This window comes from Paenibacillus sp. LS1, assembly GCF_026013365.1.
Taxonomy (GTDB): Bacteria; Bacillota; Bacilli; order Paenibacillales; family Paenibacillaceae; genus Paenibacillus.
Genome location: NZ_JAPDOE010000001.1, coordinates 1,920,903 through 1,938,090 on the forward strand (window position 1 = coordinate 1,920,903; position 17,188 = coordinate 1,938,090).

Annotated in this window: 15 protein-coding genes; 3 read left to right on the forward strand and 12 right to left on the reverse strand. The window is 47.3% G+C overall.

The genetic code is table 11. From position 1 onward, the window contains the following. The first annotated feature begins 243 nt into the window (after positions 1–243). Positions 244–1,629: an NADP-specific glutamate dehydrogenase gene (gene gdhA / locus OM416_RS08360; RefSeq protein ID WP_413775755.1), complete on the forward strand. Its 1,386-nt coding sequence runs from the start codon at positions 244–246 to the stop codon at positions 1,627–1,629. A 115-nt stretch (positions 1,630–1,744) separates the two neighbouring features. Here gdhA and OM416_RS08365 read toward each other — a convergent pair whose 3' ends face one another. The 4 genes from OM416_RS08365 to OM416_RS08380 all read right to left on the reverse strand — a co-directional run bounded on the left by OM416_RS08365 (position 1,745) and on the right by OM416_RS08380 (position 7,175). After that, a complete protein-coding gene (locus OM416_RS08365; RefSeq protein WP_264928415.1) occupies positions 1,745–3,613 on the reverse strand; it encodes a beta-glucoside-specific PTS transporter subunit IIABC in 1,869 nt (622 codons plus the stop codon). Positions 3,614–3,699: 86 nt separating this feature from the next. Further along, the gene (gene eutH / locus OM416_RS08370) at positions 3,700–4,788 is read right to left on the reverse strand and encodes an ethanolamine utilization protein EutH (RefSeq protein ID WP_264928418.1); all 1,089 of its coding nucleotides are present in this window, start codon (positions 4,786–4,788) and stop codon (positions 3,700–3,702) included. Between the two features lie 2 nt (positions 4,789–4,790). Continuing rightward, positions 4,791–5,834, reverse strand: coding sequence for a Gfo/Idh/MocA family protein (locus OM416_RS08375; protein WP_264928420.1), 1,044 nt, complete (start codon positions 5,832–5,834; stop codon positions 4,791–4,793). Positions 5,835–5,900: 66 nt separating this feature from the next. Continuing rightward, positions 5,901–7,175 (reverse strand): DUF4038 domain-containing protein, encoded by a 1,275-nt coding sequence (locus tag OM416_RS08380; protein WP_264928422.1) that lies wholly within the window; start codon positions 7,173–7,175, stop codon positions 5,901–5,903. A gap of 242 nt (positions 7,176–7,417) precedes the next feature. On the opposite strand from OM416_RS08380, the gene OM416_RS08385 reads away from it, so the two are divergent. Together OM416_RS08385 and OM416_RS08390 are read left to right on the forward strand one after the other, a co-directional pair. Then, entirely contained in the window at positions 7,418–8,461 is a 1,044-nt protein-coding gene (locus OM416_RS08385; RefSeq protein ID WP_264928424.1) for a LacI family DNA-binding transcriptional regulator, read from the forward strand. Positions 8,462–8,555: 94 nt separating this feature from the next. Further along, the gene (locus OM416_RS08390) at positions 8,556–9,410 is read left to right on the forward strand and encodes a pentapeptide repeat-containing protein (RefSeq protein WP_264928426.1); all 855 of its coding nucleotides are present in this window, start codon (positions 8,556–8,558) and stop codon (positions 9,408–9,410) included. 159 nt (positions 9,411–9,569) lie between these two features. Here OM416_RS08390 and OM416_RS08395 read toward each other — a convergent pair whose 3' ends face one another. The 8 genes from OM416_RS08395 to OM416_RS08430 form a co-directional block, all read right to left on the reverse strand. Then, complete coding sequence (locus tag OM416_RS08395) at positions 9,570–10,547, reverse strand: diaminopimelate dehydrogenase (RefSeq protein ID WP_405170367.1); 978 nt, start codon at positions 10,545–10,547, stop codon at positions 9,570–9,572. 211 nt (positions 10,548–10,758) lie between these two features. Continuing rightward, the gene (locus tag OM416_RS08400; protein WP_264928429.1) at positions 10,759–11,298 is read right to left on the reverse strand and encodes a hypothetical protein; all 540 of its coding nucleotides are present in this window, start codon (positions 11,296–11,298) and stop codon (positions 10,759–10,761) included. Positions 11,299–11,329: 31 nt separating this feature from the next. Further along, positions 11,330–11,476, reverse strand: coding sequence for a hypothetical protein (locus OM416_RS08405; protein WP_264928430.1), 147 nt, complete (start codon positions 11,474–11,476; stop codon positions 11,330–11,332). Between the two features lie 50 nt (positions 11,477–11,526). Further along, positions 11,527–12,510: an alpha/beta fold hydrolase gene (locus OM416_RS08410; RefSeq protein ID WP_264928432.1), complete on the reverse strand. Its 984-nt coding sequence runs from the start codon at positions 12,508–12,510 to the stop codon at positions 11,527–11,529. A gap of 187 nt (positions 12,511–12,697) precedes the next feature. Continuing rightward, a complete protein-coding gene (locus tag OM416_RS08415; protein ID WP_264928434.1) occupies positions 12,698–13,453 on the reverse strand; it encodes an exodeoxyribonuclease III in 756 nt (251 codons plus the stop codon). A 514-nt stretch (positions 13,454–13,967) separates the two neighbouring features. After that, on the reverse strand, positions 13,968–14,828 hold the full coding sequence (locus tag OM416_RS08420; protein WP_264928436.1) for a carbohydrate ABC transporter permease: 861 nt from the start codon (positions 14,826–14,828) through the stop codon (positions 13,968–13,970). A 24-nt stretch (positions 14,829–14,852) separates the two neighbouring features. After that, positions 14,853–15,797, reverse strand: a complete 945-nt coding sequence (locus OM416_RS08425) for a carbohydrate ABC transporter permease (protein WP_264928438.1) — start codon at positions 15,795–15,797, stop codon at positions 14,853–14,855. A gap of 27 nt (positions 15,798–15,824) precedes the next feature. Then, the gene (locus OM416_RS08430; protein WP_264928908.1) at positions 15,825–17,171 is read right to left on the reverse strand and encodes an extracellular solute-binding protein; all 1,347 of its coding nucleotides are present in this window, start codon (positions 17,169–17,171) and stop codon (positions 15,825–15,827) included. Positions 17,172–17,188: the final 17 nt, after the last annotated feature.

Sequence of the window (17,188 nt, forward strand, 5' to 3'; positions counted from 1 at the left end):
CAGTATATTCGGCTAACTTGCTGTTTTATTCTTAATAGTGGTCATATCTTCCATTTAATAACTGAATTCTTCACATCAGATGGTAGATCCATAGAACATTTTAATTACTGTATAAAAAACTTTTTATGGATTTCCATCTCGTATTTTTATTTGCTTTCCTGTATATTTAACTACAAACTTTTATGCAATTTATACAAATAAGCATCTACAGACTTTAACACAATAAAGGAGTGCATTGAAAAAGTGTCCACGATAACAAAAGAAACTACAGAGTCAGCTCAAGTTACTGCCGCAGAATATGTCCATTCCGTTTACGAGTCGGTTGTCGCCAGAAATCCGCACGAAGATGAGTTCCATCAGGCTGTCAAAGAAATCCTGGATTCCCTGATTCCTGTTATTGAGGCACACCCCAAATATAGGAACCATAGTCTGCTGGAACAGCTGGTCGAACCCGAACGTGTAATCACATTCCGTGTCCCTTGGGTTGATGATCAAGGTAAAGTTCAGGTTAACCGTGGATTCCGGGTGCAGTTCAACAGTGCCATCGGTCCTTACAAAGGCGGACTTCGCTTCCACCCTTCCGTATACTCGGGTATCATTAAGTTCCTCGGCTTCGAACAGATCTTCAAAAATGCTTTGACCGGACTGCCTATTGGCGGTGGTAAAGGTGGTTCTGACTTCGATCCCAAAGGAAAATCAGATCTGGAAGTGATGCGTTTCACGCAAAGCTTCATGACAGAGCTGTACAAATATATCGGTTCCGATACCGATGTACCCGCAGGTGACATTGGTGTAGGCGCACGAGAAATCGGTTACATGTTCGGCCAATACAAACGTATCCATGGCGGACATGAGGCAGGCGTTTTGACAGGTAAAGGATTGCTGTACGGAGGAAGCTTGGCACGTAAGGAAGCAACTGGCTTCGGCTGTGTGTACTTCGTGAAGGAGATGCTGCAATCCAAAGGGCTCAGCTTCAAGGACAGCACAGTCGTTGTCTCTGGCTCTGGTAATGTATCCATCTATGCCATTCAGAAGGCACAGGAGCTTGGAGCTACAGTCGTGGCGTGTAGTGACTCAGGTGGCTATATACACGATCCACAAGGCATCAACCTTGATACCGTGAAACGTCTGAAAGAGGTTGATCGTCTTCGCATCAGCGAATACATCAAAGAACACCCGCATGCTACATATACCGAAGGCTGTGAAGGCATCTGGTCTATCCCTTGTGATATCGCTCTTCCATGTGCGACGCAAAACGAGATCGATGAAGAAGCTGCGGCCCTTCTGGTCAAAGGTGGCGTGAAAGCCATTGGCGAAGGCGCGAATATGCCTTCCACTCTGGCTGCCATTGACGTCTTCCACGGTGCAGGCGTGCTATTCGGTCCAGCCAAAGCGGCTAATGCCGGCGGTGTAGCCGTGTCTGCTCTTGAAATGTCACAGAACAGCATGCGGTTGTCCTGGTCATTTGAAGAAGTAGACGCGAAGCTGCATGACATCATGAAGAACATCTATACTAGCTGTGTAGAAGCTGCTGAAGAGTATGGCTGTGAAGGCAACCTCGTAGCCGGAGCGAACATCGCCGGTTTCCTCAAGGTAGCCGATTCCATGATCGCTCAAGGTGTAGTCTGATTTATCCCCACACCTAAAATGTACGAAATGATTAAGGGCAGTTCCCCGTTAATTCGGAGAACTGCCCTTTTGTGAATTCACAGACATGTTATTGTCTGACATGTAGTACCTTTTTTTATTTTACAGTGATCAAAGCTTCACCATGCTCTACGCTGCCTTGTGACTTAACCTGAATATCCGTAAAGGCGGGTGTGTTCGATACGATGACAGAAGTCGTTGTATCCAGCCCTGCGGCTGTAATACCATCCAGATCGAACTCCACCAGTTTGTCGCCCTTGCGAACGGTATCCCCATCAGAGACATAGGAAGTAAAGTGTTTTCCCTTGAGAGTCACGGTGTTGATACCCACATGAATCAATATTTCCACACCATCCTCAGATAACAGCCCGATGGCATGTTTTGTCTTGAAGATCGTAACCACCACACCATCAAACGGGGCATACGCCACGCCTTTGGTCGGAATGATCGCTGCTCCCTGCCCCATAGCTCCACTAGCGAAGGCCTCATCTCCCACCTCTGTCAACGGAATCAGTTGACCTGTGAGCGGGCTGGACACCGTTTTCTCTCCTAGTGCTTGAGGGGTTGCCTGGACCGGAGTGACAGTGGACGAAACACCATCTGCCGATTCATTTTTGTAACCCAAGATGTACGTCAGAATAAAGCCTAATACAAAAGCGATCAAGACCGACAGAATGAAACCAATGAATCCCGTATCTATCCCTTTTGGATTAATGAAGAGTGGAATACCAAATACGCCACCCCCCGCAAATCCGTAAGCATTGGAACCCATAAAACCTGCTACTGCTCCGGCGATGCCGCTTGCAATGGATGCCATAATAAACGGCTTCTTGGCCGGCAAGGTTACACCATAGATTGCAGGCTCGGTTACACCCATCAAACCGGCAATTGTGGCCGAAGTCGCAATTGGTTTCAGTCGTTTGTCTCTTGTTTTGATCGCGATGGCAAACGCCGCACCCGTCTGCGCGAACGTCGTACAGAAGAGCATACCGTTGATTGGGTCAAATCCATTGGTTACCACGTTGTTGATCAAGATCGGGATAAACGCCCAGTGCAAACCAAAGATAATGACGGTCTGCCAGATCCCTGCAAGAATGAAACCAGCGATGATCGGGCTAAGTCCATACACCCACATGGCACCTGTGGCCAGGTAATCACTGATGAACGTTGCGACTGGACCCACGGCCAGGAATACAATCGGGGTAATGATCGCCAACGTAACGAGAGGTACAAAGAACATTTTAACCGATGAAGGTGAAATTTTGGCGAGCCACTTCTCAAAGTTCGCGGCCAGATAGGATGCAATAATAATCGGAATAACCGATTGCGTATAATTGATGAGTACGACCGGAATGCCGAGAAACGACATGGCTGTGCCATCTGTAAAGGCAGCTGTCATGGTTGGATAGACGAGCGCCGCACCAATGGTTGCCGAGATGAACGGGTTTCCGCCGAACTTTTTGCCTGCAGAGAATCCAAGCAGGATCGGGAAGAAATAGAACAGGGCATCGGCTGTGGCAAACAAAATCTTGTACGTGCTCATCTCTTCGGTTAACCATTTCAAAGTGATGAACAACGCCAATAGTCCTTTCAGAATACCTGCTGCTGCCAATACACCCACAACAGGAAGGAATACGCCGGAGATCACGTCAACAAAGCGGTTGAACAAGCCCTTTTTCTCTCCTTGAGTTGTATCTTCCGATGTAGATGCTGCCGGATCTTTGCCCATCGTTTTGAGCAGGGACTCATATACTTTGGGAACTTCATTTCCGATGACAACCTGGAACTGTCCACCGCTTTCCACAACGGTAAGTACTCCGTCGATCTTCTTGATTTCTTCCTTGTCAGGTGAATTCATATCTTTCAGGTTGAATCGGAGACGGGTCACACAATGAATGACGTTATTGATATTATCATTGCCACCGACGGCGCTGAGAATTTCCTTTGCTGTTTGGTCATGATTCATGTCATATACTCCTTTACATGGATGCCATAGTTTCTTGTTATAATTTTTTTCTGGTAAACGAGTGCAATTATATCGTTGTTATACGATTATATTTGCATATCGTTCTTGGTTGGTGTAGCCCATGCTGCGACCATCGCTGCACTGATACCACCTGCCAGTTTGCCTACAATCATAGCGGTTACCATGGATTTATCCATCCCGGCCACGAAGCCCAGATGACCCCCAAGTACAAATGAGCCGCTGACTGCAAAAGCAATACTGATGACTTTACCTCTTGAATTCATATCTTTGACCATTCGAAAGGTCGGAATATTGTGAGCTAGTGAAGCGATTAGTCCAGCAGTTGTTGGAGCATCCAGGTTCAGCAATCGGCCCGCTCGCTCAAGCGGAGTTTTGCAGACTTTATTAATTACTGCGACCATCGGAAAAGCCCCCGCCAGCACAATGGCAATCGTACCAACCGTTGTGATACCTTCCGAGAGCGGTGCCATATGGGGGATTAGTTCCCATCCTGTAAGGGTTTTGACCGCTATAGCCACCAGTCCAATCAGGGACAACAAGGTGATACCGCTTCCAAATATTTTAAACAACCTCACCGTCTGAGTCGTAAAATAGCGCAAGCCGATCATAATGATTACAGATAACAGAATGGGTATGATGAGATTTTGGTATATCACTGTAAAATCAATGCCCGCCACCAAACCTCCGACTAAACAACCAACGGGAATGGTACTGATGCCGATCAGTACCCCTTTGGCAAAATACGGATGGTCCTTCCGATCCAGAATACCCAGCGCAACAGGAATGGTAAACACAATGGTTGGCCCGAACATGGTACCCAGGAACACCCAAGAGAAAAGACCAGCCTGTTCACTCTGTGCCATCTGTTCTGCCAGAGCGTACCCTCCCATATCTACCGCCAGAATGGTATTGGCGAACGATGCCGGATCGGCACCGATCGCTTCATAGAGCGGAGATATCAGCGGAATGAGTATACTCGCTAGGAAAGGTGCCAGAGATACGATTCCCACCATCACCAGCGCGAGTGCACCCATGGCCATGATGCCCTCCGTGAACGCCGCTCCAAGGCCCATCCGGTTCCCAAAAGCCTTGTCCACAGCACCTAGTACCAGGAAAAACGCAATCAGGATCATCACCATATCATTAATGGACATGATTACTCCTGTACATACTGCTTCACATGATGATGGGCTGCACTGTCATACGTATCAAATACCAGGCGAAGCGTTTTGACATTATCCGAACCACTGGTCTGGAATTCCGCACCTGAGTTCAAACATTCGATAAAGTGGGATTGCAGCTTGCGATGACTGTCCTCGTAGTTAAGCTCCGTACGTTCAGCGTGTACCGTCTCCACACCGGCATTATCAATGATGGACAACTTTCCATCTTTATAGAGCTTAATGGAAGCCTTGTCTCCTTCAATGATGAGTTGTTCCTTATGATCGGGAAGGACCTGCTTCGGCAAAGGTTCACTGAGTTCCCGGCGAGTCGCCCAGCTCATATCCATGAGTCCGACATAATCTTCGTACCCCAGCATGACCATACCGCTGTCTTCCCCCACCGTATAATCGCTAACCTTTCTCGTCTCGGCATATAGACGCTCAGGCTCACCGAACAGGAAACGCCAGGTGTCAAACCAATGCACGCCCATCTCATAGAACAGCAATTGTGGCATGTCTCTGAAAAAAGGCTGTGGCAACTTCTCTTCCGGCGCAAATCTCGGGGAATAAAAATCAGTATGAATGTACCGAATCGTATTCAGTTGCCCTACTGTATGTTCCTCAAGCAGTTTCTTGATCAATTGAAAAGGTTCAAGCCAGCGCCAATTTTCTGTCACCATCAGACGCACACCCGCCACTTCAGCAATGCGCACCATCTCTTCAGCTTCCTCAATTGAACGGGCAAATGGCTTCTGGCACATGATATGCTTGCCAGCTGCTGCAGCCATTTTTACCAGTTCCAGATGCGTTTCCGGCGGCGTGATGATATCCAGCACATCCACATCCGCTTCTTCAAGCATCACGGCCACATCCGAGTAACGGAACGTTGCCGGGATGTTAAATCGCTCTGCTTTGTCATTCAGCGTGTCTGCATGCCTGTCGCAAATACCTGTTATCTCGGCATCGGCAATGAATTGCCAAGCTTTAATATGTTTTTCTGACCAGTACCCTGTTCCAACGATCCCAATTTTCCACATACCCTCACCCCATCTATAATGTAAATCTCTATTTGTGCCAGCTTCGGCACCTCTCTCTGGTAACTCTTATTTACGTGTACCAATCACGATCACGTCATGTTCAAAAGCATGCATGGGAATTACGCCGTAATCGTCCTCGCGATAAGCTACTGTCTTGGCAAATCGGCGATGTACGAGATCAATGGTCGTAAAATCGTATTCTTCAACCGGGAAGTCCAGGCGCACCTTGGTATTTACCGGAACATACAGCATAATCGTGTCCTCCGTACCTGCCGCACGAATCTCCTTCGTCTTGTTCAATACGATATTCATCGGCTCCACACCGACCAGCTTGTACTGCTCAAAGAGATACTTGATAAAGGAATAATCCCATGCACCTTCAAACCGAAGAGCCGATCTCCAATCATAAGGGCTATCAAAACCTTCACCCTCCACAATGCCAAAAGACTTGCCTTTCTTGTGCCAGCTCCAGATGCCATGTGCACCATAAGTGACCCCGGCCCCGCCTCCGGCAAGCAAACTCTGCCATGCAGCTCTGCGGGCATCAAATGCAGAGTAGCGCCCATAGACGTTACGGCTATAACTAATCTGTTCATAACAAGGCTCACCGTTGATCACTGGACGTACAGGCGACTGATCATAGAAGTGATCTGCAATCTCATGCGCATAGGCTTGGAATTCCGAGTTATGCCCAGACTGATACATGTAAAAATCCAGCCCTTCATGGTTTGCAAACACTTCCGGAATCTCTCGTAGTCTGCCTTGGATGTGTAACGTCGTCAGACTGGATGGGCTGATGCGTTTGACGGTCTCCAGTGCTGTCTGATAGTAAGCATTCGTCTCTGCGGAAGGGAAATCCGTATCCCCACTGACCAGATAGATCGGATTAAACTCCGAGAATTGGTTTACGGCATAGGTTACATAAGGCTCTACAGCTGCCAGCGGCATCTTGCCATCCTTCTGAAACATGGTAGCCCAGGTATCGGGTACGTAGTTGCACCACAGAAGCACAAGCGCGGGTGTGAATCCACGTTCTGTTGCCATACGAACCATTGCCTGTGCACGGTCGAAATAAGCTTCATTAAATGAAAAATAGTCCGTCGAACCATCTTCTTGCTGGACAAAAGGCTCGATATTCAGATCAGAACCACTGGCATCCCATTGGCGCAAAATATTGATCTGCACGACGTTGAATCCCTGCATACTGCGATAATCGAGGTACTCTTCCCATTCTTCCAATGTAGCATTGGTAAATGCACTCCACACCGTATCGGCCAAATAAAAGAACGGTTTTCCTTCTTTCTCAAACGTTCTACGGTTGGCTGTTATTTGAACAGACATGATTTCACTATCCTTCCAACTAAACTTATTATATTATTTTAGTTAAATTAATATAAATTAACATTTAAAAAGGAACATAAATGCGTTTTCAATTTGAATATTAGCACCGCAAACCTAAACAGTCAATCAAAACTTTAGTTTTAATCCAACAATTTTAGTTAAGTTTAGTTTATTATTCAACTAAACTTAACGCTTCATTCATGGTATACTGATCCTATGTAATTCATTTAGGAGGTTCCATATTGAAGATTGATGATATTGCAAGGCTTGCTGGAGTTTCCAAAGCAGCGGTCTCACTGGCATTTAACAATAAACCCGGTGTCAGCGAACAGACACGTGAACATATACTTAACATCGCTCAAGCACATGGCTACAAACCGAGAACTGTCAAAGTTGGAAGAGAAGTACCGAAAACCAATGCTATTATTCGTTTTGTTGCCTGCAAAAATTCCGATATCGTCACAGAGCATTATGATTCTCTCCCGTTCTTCAATGAATTGATCCACCATATCACGGAAGAGGTTAAGCAACATGGCAGCACACTCGTCATCTCCTCCATTGACGTGCAAGATTTGCATCAAGAACTGCAAACGCTGGAGAAGGAACAACCGTCCACAGGCCTGCTATTGCTCGGAATCAACCTGACTGCGCCTATGATTGAAACGATTCAATCCATACATGACAATGTCGTCATTCTGGACACGTCCTATGAACATGTGGATGCGAATTTCGTGTCCATTAATAATACATTGGGCGGATATCAGGCAGGTCAACATCTGGTCAAGCTGGGGCACAGTCGGATCGGATATGTGAAATCCGGTACACGAATTCCCAACTTTATCAAACGTGAAGATGGATTTCGTGCAGCGCTGGCCGAACACCATCTGACCGTTGCCGAGGAACTAACCTTCCATCTGCAGCCCATGCTGGTGATGGCTCAGGAACATTTACAGCAATCGATCCTGCATTTAGCGGAAAGGCCTACTGCCATTTTCTGCGAGAACGATTATATGGCGATCAGTACAATCAAATCATTGCAAAATATCGGTATCCGAGTGCCCGAAGATATTTCGGTAATGGGGTTTGACAACATTTTCGAAGCCAATGTAATCAGCCCTGAGTTAACCACCGTACATGTCAAGAAAGATATGATGGCCAAAACGGCCGTTAATCTGATTATGACTAACCTGGGAAATAGCGAGAAAAACGGTGCTCACATCTATGTGAATACGGAAATTGTGGAACGCAGATCTTGTGTGCCTGTAACCGCGTCCCCTGTTGAATAATGGTTAACAAGACAATTGATCGTATTCCGGTGGGATGGTAAAGTGGTACTGACGTAATTTCATCTATTTGTACTATTATAAGGAAGTGTTTACATTGTCTAACCAACCATTTGCCAGCACTGCGAGTCCTCATCTGAGCGCAGACTGCGAGCAATGTTTTGGCCTGTGCTGTGTTGCCTTGCCCTATGGCAAGTCATCGGACTTTGCTTTTGAAAAGGCCAGCGGCACACCCTGCCCCAATCTGCGCACGGACAATCGTTGCGGTATTCATACCCAGCTTCGGCAGAAAGGGTTCAAAGGTTGTACGGTATACGACTGTTTCGGAGCTGGGCAGAAGCTGTCCCAAGTGACCTACGCGGGCAAGGATTGGCGTGATCATCCGGAGTCTGCAAACGAGATGTTTGATTGTCTGCCTGCCTTGCGACAACTTCACGAGTTGCTCAGTTATATGAAGGAAATGATGATGAGACCGGAGACATCATCTCTTCACTCGGCATTCGGTGAGTTATATGAGGAGATCGAGCGCTTGAGCAATCTGGAGCCTGCGTCCCTTCTCCGTCTGGACATCGCCGAATATCGGTCCACTGTGAATCGACTCCTGATTCAGGCAAGTGAAATGGTACGTGCGAATGTGCCACCCAGCGCTCACGGACAAGGGAAGTCGAAGAAGACTAAAAAACGTACCGGAAGTGACTTTTTTGGTGCCAACTTAAAGGGAGCTGACCTGCGGGGCGCAAGCTTCCGGGGGGCATTAATGATCGCAGCCGACCTCCGAAATGCAGATACACGGGATGCCGATTGGATTGGCGCAGATTTGCGGGATACGGATCTGGGCGGTGCAGACCTGAGAGGTGGCATCTTCCTGACGCAATCGCAGATTAATGCAGCCAAAGGTAATATGAATACCAAGTTGCCGGATCATTTAAACATTCCCTCACACTGGATGTAGGGGCGCCATCTCGGCAAGAGTAAAAGCAGGAATACCAGCCGGAATGTACCTTGTCAATTCATTCATAAGATATATGAATCGAATACAGCAAAAAACAGCTCGTCCTATATATCCAAGGACGAGCTGTTTATTATACAAACCACAGGAATGAATTACGAATTACAATAAGTCGCGGCGAAGATCTTCAGCCGATTTCGGAGACAAGTGACCGAGCGGAATATCAAATACCGTCTTCGCTCCCTTATGTCCTTCCACGCTCAAGCGTTGTGCGGCTCTGGCATACGCCACAAGTACGCTCGCTGTAAATTCAGGATTGCTGTCGAGTTTCAGACCGAATTCAATAATTTGCTTTTGACCGGCACCTGTAACCCCACTGCGAATTACAAATCCACCATGTGGCATACCTTCATGCTCGGATTTCAATTCTTCTTCGGTAATGAACGTTACCGTTGTATCGTAATCTGCAAAGTAGTTAGGCATCGACACAATCGTCTCACGGATCTCATCCTGATTAGCGCCATCTTCTGCTACCACATAACATTGACGCAGATGTTTCTCGCGTGTAGACAGCTCTGGTGTCTCCCCTGCACGAATGCGGTTGATAACCTCTTCAACAGGTACAGTATACTGTACACCCGCCTTAACACCTGGAACACGACGAATAGCATCCGAGTGGCCTTGACTCACACCTTTGCCCCAGAATGTGTACTCTTTTCCTTCTGGCAAGATGGACTGTGCAAGCAGACGGTTCATGGAGAACAAGCCTGGGTCCCAACCTGTGGAAATGACACTTACGTGACCACCTTGCTCTGCCGCAGCATTCACTTCTTTGTAGAATTCAGGAATCTTCGCATGTGTATCGAAGCTATCTACCGTATTGAACAACTTGGCGATGGCTGGTGTCTGCTCTGGAAGGTCCGTTGCAGAACCACCACAGAGGATCATAACATCAATCTTGCCTATGTATTGCTCCGCTGCAGAGATATGCTCAAAACGTACTTCTGTGCTTTCAGCGACCATCTGCTCCGGATTACGACGTGTAAACACAGCAATCAGTTCCAGATCCTCGTTCTGGGAAATGGCTTTCTCTACACCTTTACCCAAGTTACCGTAACCAACAATACCCACTCTAATCATGTTCAATCCTCTCCTGTCTTCTTCTATAGTTGTCTATTACTCTATTCTAATGATATAACATACCATGTAACCTGTCAGGTTTCCAGTTCGAAATAAAAATACCTTGCAGCGGTGCAGCAATAATGCGGCTCCGCATGCAAGGTATTTTGGCGTTCATTCGTTATTTTAGGAAGAATGAACGCAGGAATGAACAATAGCCCTTATCTTGTGCTTATGCTTCTGTCCAGGTCAACGTCAGTTCAATGACGCCTTCCTGCCCGGCTAATGTTCCTCCAATCAAGGACCAGACATCCTGCGTATCCGGGTCAGTTCCCTGAATAATAATATTTTTGTCATCAATCGTCTGACCCGCATCCGTCAACTTTTTGGCGTTAAAGTAATCTTTATACAGCTGGGATACGGTTTTCATATCTTGTTCAGTCGAGAAAATCACCATGGCTGATTGCTTTCCTTCATTCTCACCTGAATTGGCTAAACGAATCGTTGCATCTTCCGGTAGGGGGAAGTCACTTGGCAAGTTCTCTGGCAACTCATTGGTTCCAGCAGTAGTGCCTTCCGTTTCGGTCACTCCACTTGTTGCTGCTTCGCTTGTACCTTCATTAGTCGCTTGTTCACCAGTTCCGGAGGAAACTTCAGTGTCCACCTTCTCAGTATCACCTGTCGGTTCGTCTGCCGCGCTGCTGCAAGCACTCAAGGCCACCATCATCGCCAGTGCCGCACAGACTATTACATAATTCCTTCTCTTCACCATCCGTTACCACTCCTTCTTCTTCGTTTATGTGCTAATCACGTTCAAACGACTGGATCACAGGCACGGCATCAACGTTATTCTTGACCCATATGACAGATACGGATAATACACTCAATGACAATAGACAACTGGCTACGAGTATGGATAGGAATCGGGTAATTACTTTAATGTTTTTCATGCATCCCTCCTCCTCATCCTGTTCATCATGTGTTTGTGGAATTATGTTACTCATAGGTCACTGGACGGTGTCACTAATTTCATGATCTCGGCAGCGACAATATCTGGCTGACTTTTGTGAATACTGTGTTTCGCATGTGGAACTGTAAGCTGTGTTCCGTGTCTTGACCATGAAGCAAAATCCGCTTGATCGGTCTGCCATGCCTCACTGTCCGCATCCGAATCCTCCGAACCGGCTGTCAGGATGGTCAGGGGGAAGTCGAACTTCGTTTTGTTCTCAAGCACACACGCTGCATTCGTTCTGGAATTCCGAACCTCTTCCATGACATTGTCATTGTACGCATGTCTTAACGTGGATATCGTGACGGCCTTTTTCATCGGTTCCGTTACCAGTTTCGGGTCAATGACCAGAGATGCCATCATACGATCCGATTGCAGCAACGTTCGTGCGATGCCTGTTTTCACGAGAAAACGGGACCAATCCATCATCCATTCCGGTGTATCCATCTCCGTACGGCTGTAATACTCCGGGCTTCCGCCATCGATCATGACCATACCAGCAACCTCATCAGGATACCTTTGCGCGAACCTTAGTGTCTCCAGCGCACCCAGGGAGTGACCTACCATGATGTAAGGTGGACGTTGACCGGATGTTCGCAGCAATTGGTGGATCTCTTCCGAGATGGTGTCGACATCACGAGGTTCATCCGTATAATCGCTGTATCCATACCCGAACCGATCATATACCGCAATTTTCACCTGTGATTTCAACTTGTCATATAGCGGGCTGAAATCCACATAAGGATTGGGCGTACCCCAGTCTGAGGCAAATACCACCGTGACCTCTCCTTTGCCAGCAGTGTAGAGATGCATGTTGCGACCACTCACTTCATAATACTTGCCTGGCGGGGGATAGGACTTCATATCCTGCGTGGATTGATACGCTTCATACGCTGTACCTGCCAGCAGCAAAAGCCCTGTGGCGAGCATGATGCCTCCCAGCACTTTTAACCCTCTCCGTAACCCCTTCTTCATCTTCTCTACCCCTTATCCCAAAGGTTCATCTGTATATGTATGCTTCAATCGTACCCAAGAAATAGCCCAATTGAAACAATCCGGAGTCCAGTCCTTTCCCCAACCAAAGTCCAGTCTCCCTCCCCTACCTGTGACGCAAAAAAACTGCAAATCTCCGATTAAGGAAACTTGCAGTTCATCTATGCCTTTACAGCTCCAATGTAAGACCCACCGTACAATGATCACTGCCCATTACATGGCAGTCAATATGTGCATCCGCTACCTTCGGTGCCAATTGATTGGATACGAGAAAATAATCAATGCGCCAGCCCACGTTCCGCTCTCTAACCTTCGGCATATAAGACCACCAGCTATACACATCCGTACGATCCGGATACAGATGGCGGAAGCTGTCTACATAACCAGAAGCAAGCAAATCAGTCATCTTGCCACGCTCTTCAAGCGTAAATCCCGAGTTGCCCAGATTGGGCTTCGGATTCTTCAGATCAATCTCCTGATGAGCCACATTCAGGTCACCACAGACGATAACCGGCTTGGTCTGCTCCAGTTGCAGGATATATCCCCGGAATCGGTCCTCCCATTCCAGACGGTAAGGCAGACGGGTCAGATCCCGCTTCGCGTTAGGTGTATAGACGTTCACCAGATAAAAATCATCATACTCCAGTGTGATCATCCGGCCTTCCGGTTCGCTGTCCTCCTCCATCCCGTAACGAACGGATATAGGCTTGATGCGGCTAAATACAGCCGTGCCGGAATATCCTTTTTTGATCGCATAATTCCAATATTGATAAACATCTTCCCCCAGGTCCATCTCAATCTGACCGGCTTGCAATTTGGTCTCCTGAAGGCAGAAAATGTCCGCTTGACTCTCCTGATAATAATCCATGAATCCTTTGGTCACACATGCCCTTAAGCCATTCACATTCCAGGACACCAGCTTCATATCCTCATCTCCTCACATCTCTCCAATATAGCATGGGCGAATTCGGAAGGACAAGGCTGCTGCTGAAACCCAAGCTTGTACAATTGCATATCCATGAATCCAAAATCCAGAACAACAAGCGCCAATCCAGTCATAACGCCTTATTCAGCGCAAACCGCGCTCTGCCCACGAGCAGTAACGAATCTGAGGCGTCTTATTCGAGGATTTGAAGCACCTGCAGGAATCTAAGGAATCTGAGACACGCTATATCGGAATTTATGGCCTTTTATAGCGGTTTGTCAGAGGATTTATGAAAATAACGTGTCTGATGTTCCTTACAATTTCAAAAAAGGAGCGGAAGACCAAATAAGACGTCCTGTGTTCCTTAGAGAATCGTCTACTTATTCGCCAGGGTCAGCCTCAGCCTACTTGGAATTCCAGAGTCTTTAGATAAGACAACGATTATCATATAGCTTGCTTGAGTGTGAAGACTCACCCTCGTGAGTACCCTGGGTTATTTTACTAAGCTTTAATGTTATTTGAGGCCTGTTGTAGCGATGCCACGAATGATCTGCTTCTGGAAGCACAGAAAGAGAATGATCAATGGCAGAACTGAAAGTGTAGCTCCAGTCATAATCTGCACCCAGTTGCTGCTATCCTTCGCCTCGCTGGAGAAGAAAGCCATCCCAACCGGAATCGTAAACATCTCCTCACTCTGCGTAATAATGAGCGGCCAGATGAATGAATTCCAACTGCCCAGGAATGTCAGAATGCAGAGGGTGGCAAACGCTGGCCTTACCAGTGGAACAGCGATCCGAAAGAAAATACCCCATTCTCCCATACCATCAATGCGAGCTGCGTCCATTAATTCCGAAGGAAGGGATTCCATGAATTGCTTCATTAGAAAAATGCCGAACCCGGATATTAAACCTGGGAACAGAATACCCCAGTATGTGTCCATACCGTTGAAACTGCTGGATACAAGATACCATGGAATAATCAGCATTTCAGTCGGCACCATTAATGTACTCAGAATGAGTACAAAGATAACCTGTTTCCCCCAGAACGTAAATTTAGCCAGTATATATCCCGTAATGGAATCAAATACGCAGACGCTCACAGTGGCAATGACGGCCACATATAGGCTGTTCAACATCCAGCGAGGAAATGGGGTTCCCTGAAAAATAGCAGCATAATTGTCCCATGTGACCTTGGAAGGGATGAGGCTCAGAGAGTAGATTTCATCCAGCGTCTTGAACGACGTCGATATCATCCATAGAAACGGAAACACCATCAACCCAAGTCCAAGCGTAAGTAAACCATAACTGATCAGTGACCCGGAACGTTTCCAGCGGAGTGTCGTTCGGGTATCAGCCAATGCGGCAGATCTGCTCATGCTTGTAAGCACCCTCCTTTCCTTTTACTCCTGTTGAAAACGACTGCCCAGCACTTTGAGCTGAACCAGAGTCAGCATGAGTATGATGACAAACAGAATAACGGTCGCTGCCGAGGCCAGGCCCATATCAAAACTTTTGAAAGCCAAATTGTATATATGAAGCACGACAGATATGGTGGAGTCCAGAGGTCCGCCGCCAGTCATATTCAGCACCTGAGTGAAGGACTGCAGAAACCCGATGCTTGCCATGACGACAGATAGAAGCATGACCGGGTTCAACAGAGGGATCGTAATATGCACAAAGCGCTGCCAACCCGTGGCTCCGTCTATCGCAGCTGCTTCATAATACAATTTGGGGATGTTTTGCAGGCCCGCCAGGAAAATGAGCATCTGAAATCCGATATTTTGCCATACCATCACCGCAATAATCCAGAAGATGGCCTGTGAGGGGGAATAGAGGAATGACTGCGGTCCAAGACCCAACTCTATAAATAGGGCATTTACAATTCCGTTCTTCATCAGCAGCCACCGGAATATCCAGCTTACCGCTACTACACTGGTTACATACGGGATAAAGTAGGCTGTCCTGAACAATCCGCGCAGCTTCACCACTTGCTGGAGTAGAAGAGCCACGATTAATCCGGCAATCAACTGTGCGGGCACACCAACAATGACGTAGATCCCTGTGTTCACCAGCGACTTGAGAAATAGAGGGTCACTTAGCAATGTCGCATAATTATCAAAGCCCACAAAGGGTTTTTCCGGTGACAGCATGCCCCATTCGCGAAAGCTCACGTTAAAGGAATACAGAATGGGCAAGATGCGGATGACTACAAAATAAATCAGCGGAATTAACAAACCGCCATAAATGAATAACCGCTGTTTATGTCTGTAATTGAGTCTTCCTATTCCCGATCCGAACCATAAACGCCGTTTCGGCCGCGAAGGGATCACCCCGGTAGTCCTCATAGCTGCGCAGCCTCCTTGAATGAGAGCTTATTTTTTCTTATCCTGTTTCGCCCAGTAGTCGTCATAGAGCTTCTGGGTTTTGGCGACCAGATCGTTAAATGCCTGTTCTTCCGGTACCTGATTAAGCAGCACCTCGTCCACAGCATTAACAAACAACGTACGCTCCTGCGTTTCATCAATGAAAAAATGAGCGTTGGCATCGTTTAGTTGGGAGATAAACGGGCCAAGCAGCGGGTCATTCACATACTTATCCTGAAGAGCCACTTCTTTCTGAGCAGGCAGTTCGCCTACCTTCTCCACCCACTGTTCCTGAACACCTTTGCTGATCAAAAATTGTAGAAACGCCGTGGCTGCTTCCAGCTTCTCCCCGGTAACGTTGGCAGGGATCGCATTCGCCCAGAATGAGGCCTGTGTGGACTTGCCTTTATAACCCGGCAGCGGTGCGACAGCAAAATTCAAATCAGGAGCGTCTTTTTTGATGGAACCCAATCGATAGGAACCATCCACGTTAATTGCGGCATGGCCCGTTTTGAACGCATTGGCATCATCGGTGTAAAAGCCGTTAATACCCACCTTATGCACGGTTGCAAAATCAACCAAATACTTGAATGCTTCAAGCCCTGCGGGTGTATCATTCCACAGGATTTTTCGACGATCCTCGGTTGTATCCTTACCTCCCGCCTGATATAACAATCCGTCTCGGAACCAGTGATGCAGCTGCGAACCCGGTTCCCAGGCAAACCCCTCGATCACCAGTTGTCCATTTTTATCCGTCTCCGTCAGAGCCTTGGCATCAGCGACAAGCTCTTCCCAAGTCGTAGGCGGTTTGTCGGGATCAAGTCCAGCCTTGGTGAACAGGTCCTTATTATAAAATAACCCCAGCGTTCGCACGCCCGTAGGCAGAGCATAATAACTTCCATTTAATTTGGCTGTATCTACAAAAGGGAAAAATGCCTCGGCGATGCCCGGAAAGCTGCTTTCCGGCAACGGCTGTAAATAACCGGACTGCACATATTTGGGCAACCAGCCGTAATACAGATTAATGACATCCGGTCCTTTTCCAGCGGGAACAAGTGTGGCCACCTTTTGATTGTATTGGTCGTATGGGAAATTGGTTTGTTTGACTTTGATGTTGGGATGTTCGGTCTCGAATTCCTGGATTAAGGTATTGATCAGTTCAACCTTGGCCGGAAATTCGTACTGCCAGTACTCAATGGTGATCGGCTCCGCCTGGTCACCTGAAGCTGTAACAGCTGCTGAACCGGACTCTTCGGACGGCTTGGCTGAACAAGCTATAATACTCAATATGAGTATGCCTGCAATCAGAAATCGCAGGGTCTTGCTTATTCTGAATGAAAGATAATCAGATTCCATCAAGTGAAGCCACTCTC

Coding starts and splice junctions, on each gene's coding strand:
- OM416_RS08395 (WP_405170367.1), bottom strand. CDS start 10,547: ATGATTAGAGTGGGTATTGTTGGTTACGGTAACTTGGGTAAAGGTGTA.
- eutH (WP_264928418.1), bottom strand. CDS start 4,788: ATGTCCATTAATGATATGGTGATGATCCTGATTGCGTTTTTCCTGGTA.
- OM416_RS08380 (WP_264928422.1), bottom strand. CDS start 7,175: ATGTCTGTTCAAATAACAGCCAACCGTAGAACGTTTGAGAAAGAAGGA.
- OM416_RS08415 (WP_264928434.1), bottom strand. CDS start 13,453: ATGAAGCTGGTGTCCTGGAATGTGAATGGCTTAAGGGCATGTGTGACC.
- OM416_RS08410 (WP_264928432.1), bottom strand. CDS start 12,510: ATGAAGAAGGGGTTACGGAGAGGGTTAAAAGTGCTGGGAGGCATCATG.
- OM416_RS08425 (WP_264928438.1), bottom strand. CDS start 15,797: ATGAGGACTACCGGGGTGATCCCTTCGCGGCCGAAACGGCGTTTATGG.
- OM416_RS08430 (WP_264928908.1), bottom strand. CDS start 17,171: ATGGAATCTGATTATCTTTCATTCAGAATAAGCAAGACCCTGCGATTT.
- OM416_RS08405 (WP_264928430.1), bottom strand. CDS start 11,476: ATGAAAAACATTAAAGTAATTACCCGATTCCTATCCATACTCGTAGCC.
- OM416_RS08420 (WP_264928436.1), bottom strand. CDS start 14,828: ATGAGCAGATCTGCCGCATTGGCTGATACCCGAACGACACTCCGCTGG.
- OM416_RS08365 (WP_264928415.1), bottom strand. CDS start 3,613: ATGAATCATGACCAAACAGCAAAGGAAATTCTCAGCGCCGTCGGTGGC.
- OM416_RS08400 (WP_264928429.1), bottom strand. CDS start 11,298: ATGGTGAAGAGAAGGAATTATGTAATAGTCTGTGCGGCACTGGCGATG.
- OM416_RS08375 (WP_264928420.1), bottom strand. CDS start 5,834: ATGTGGAAAATTGGGATCGTTGGAACAGGGTACTGGTCAGAAAAACAT.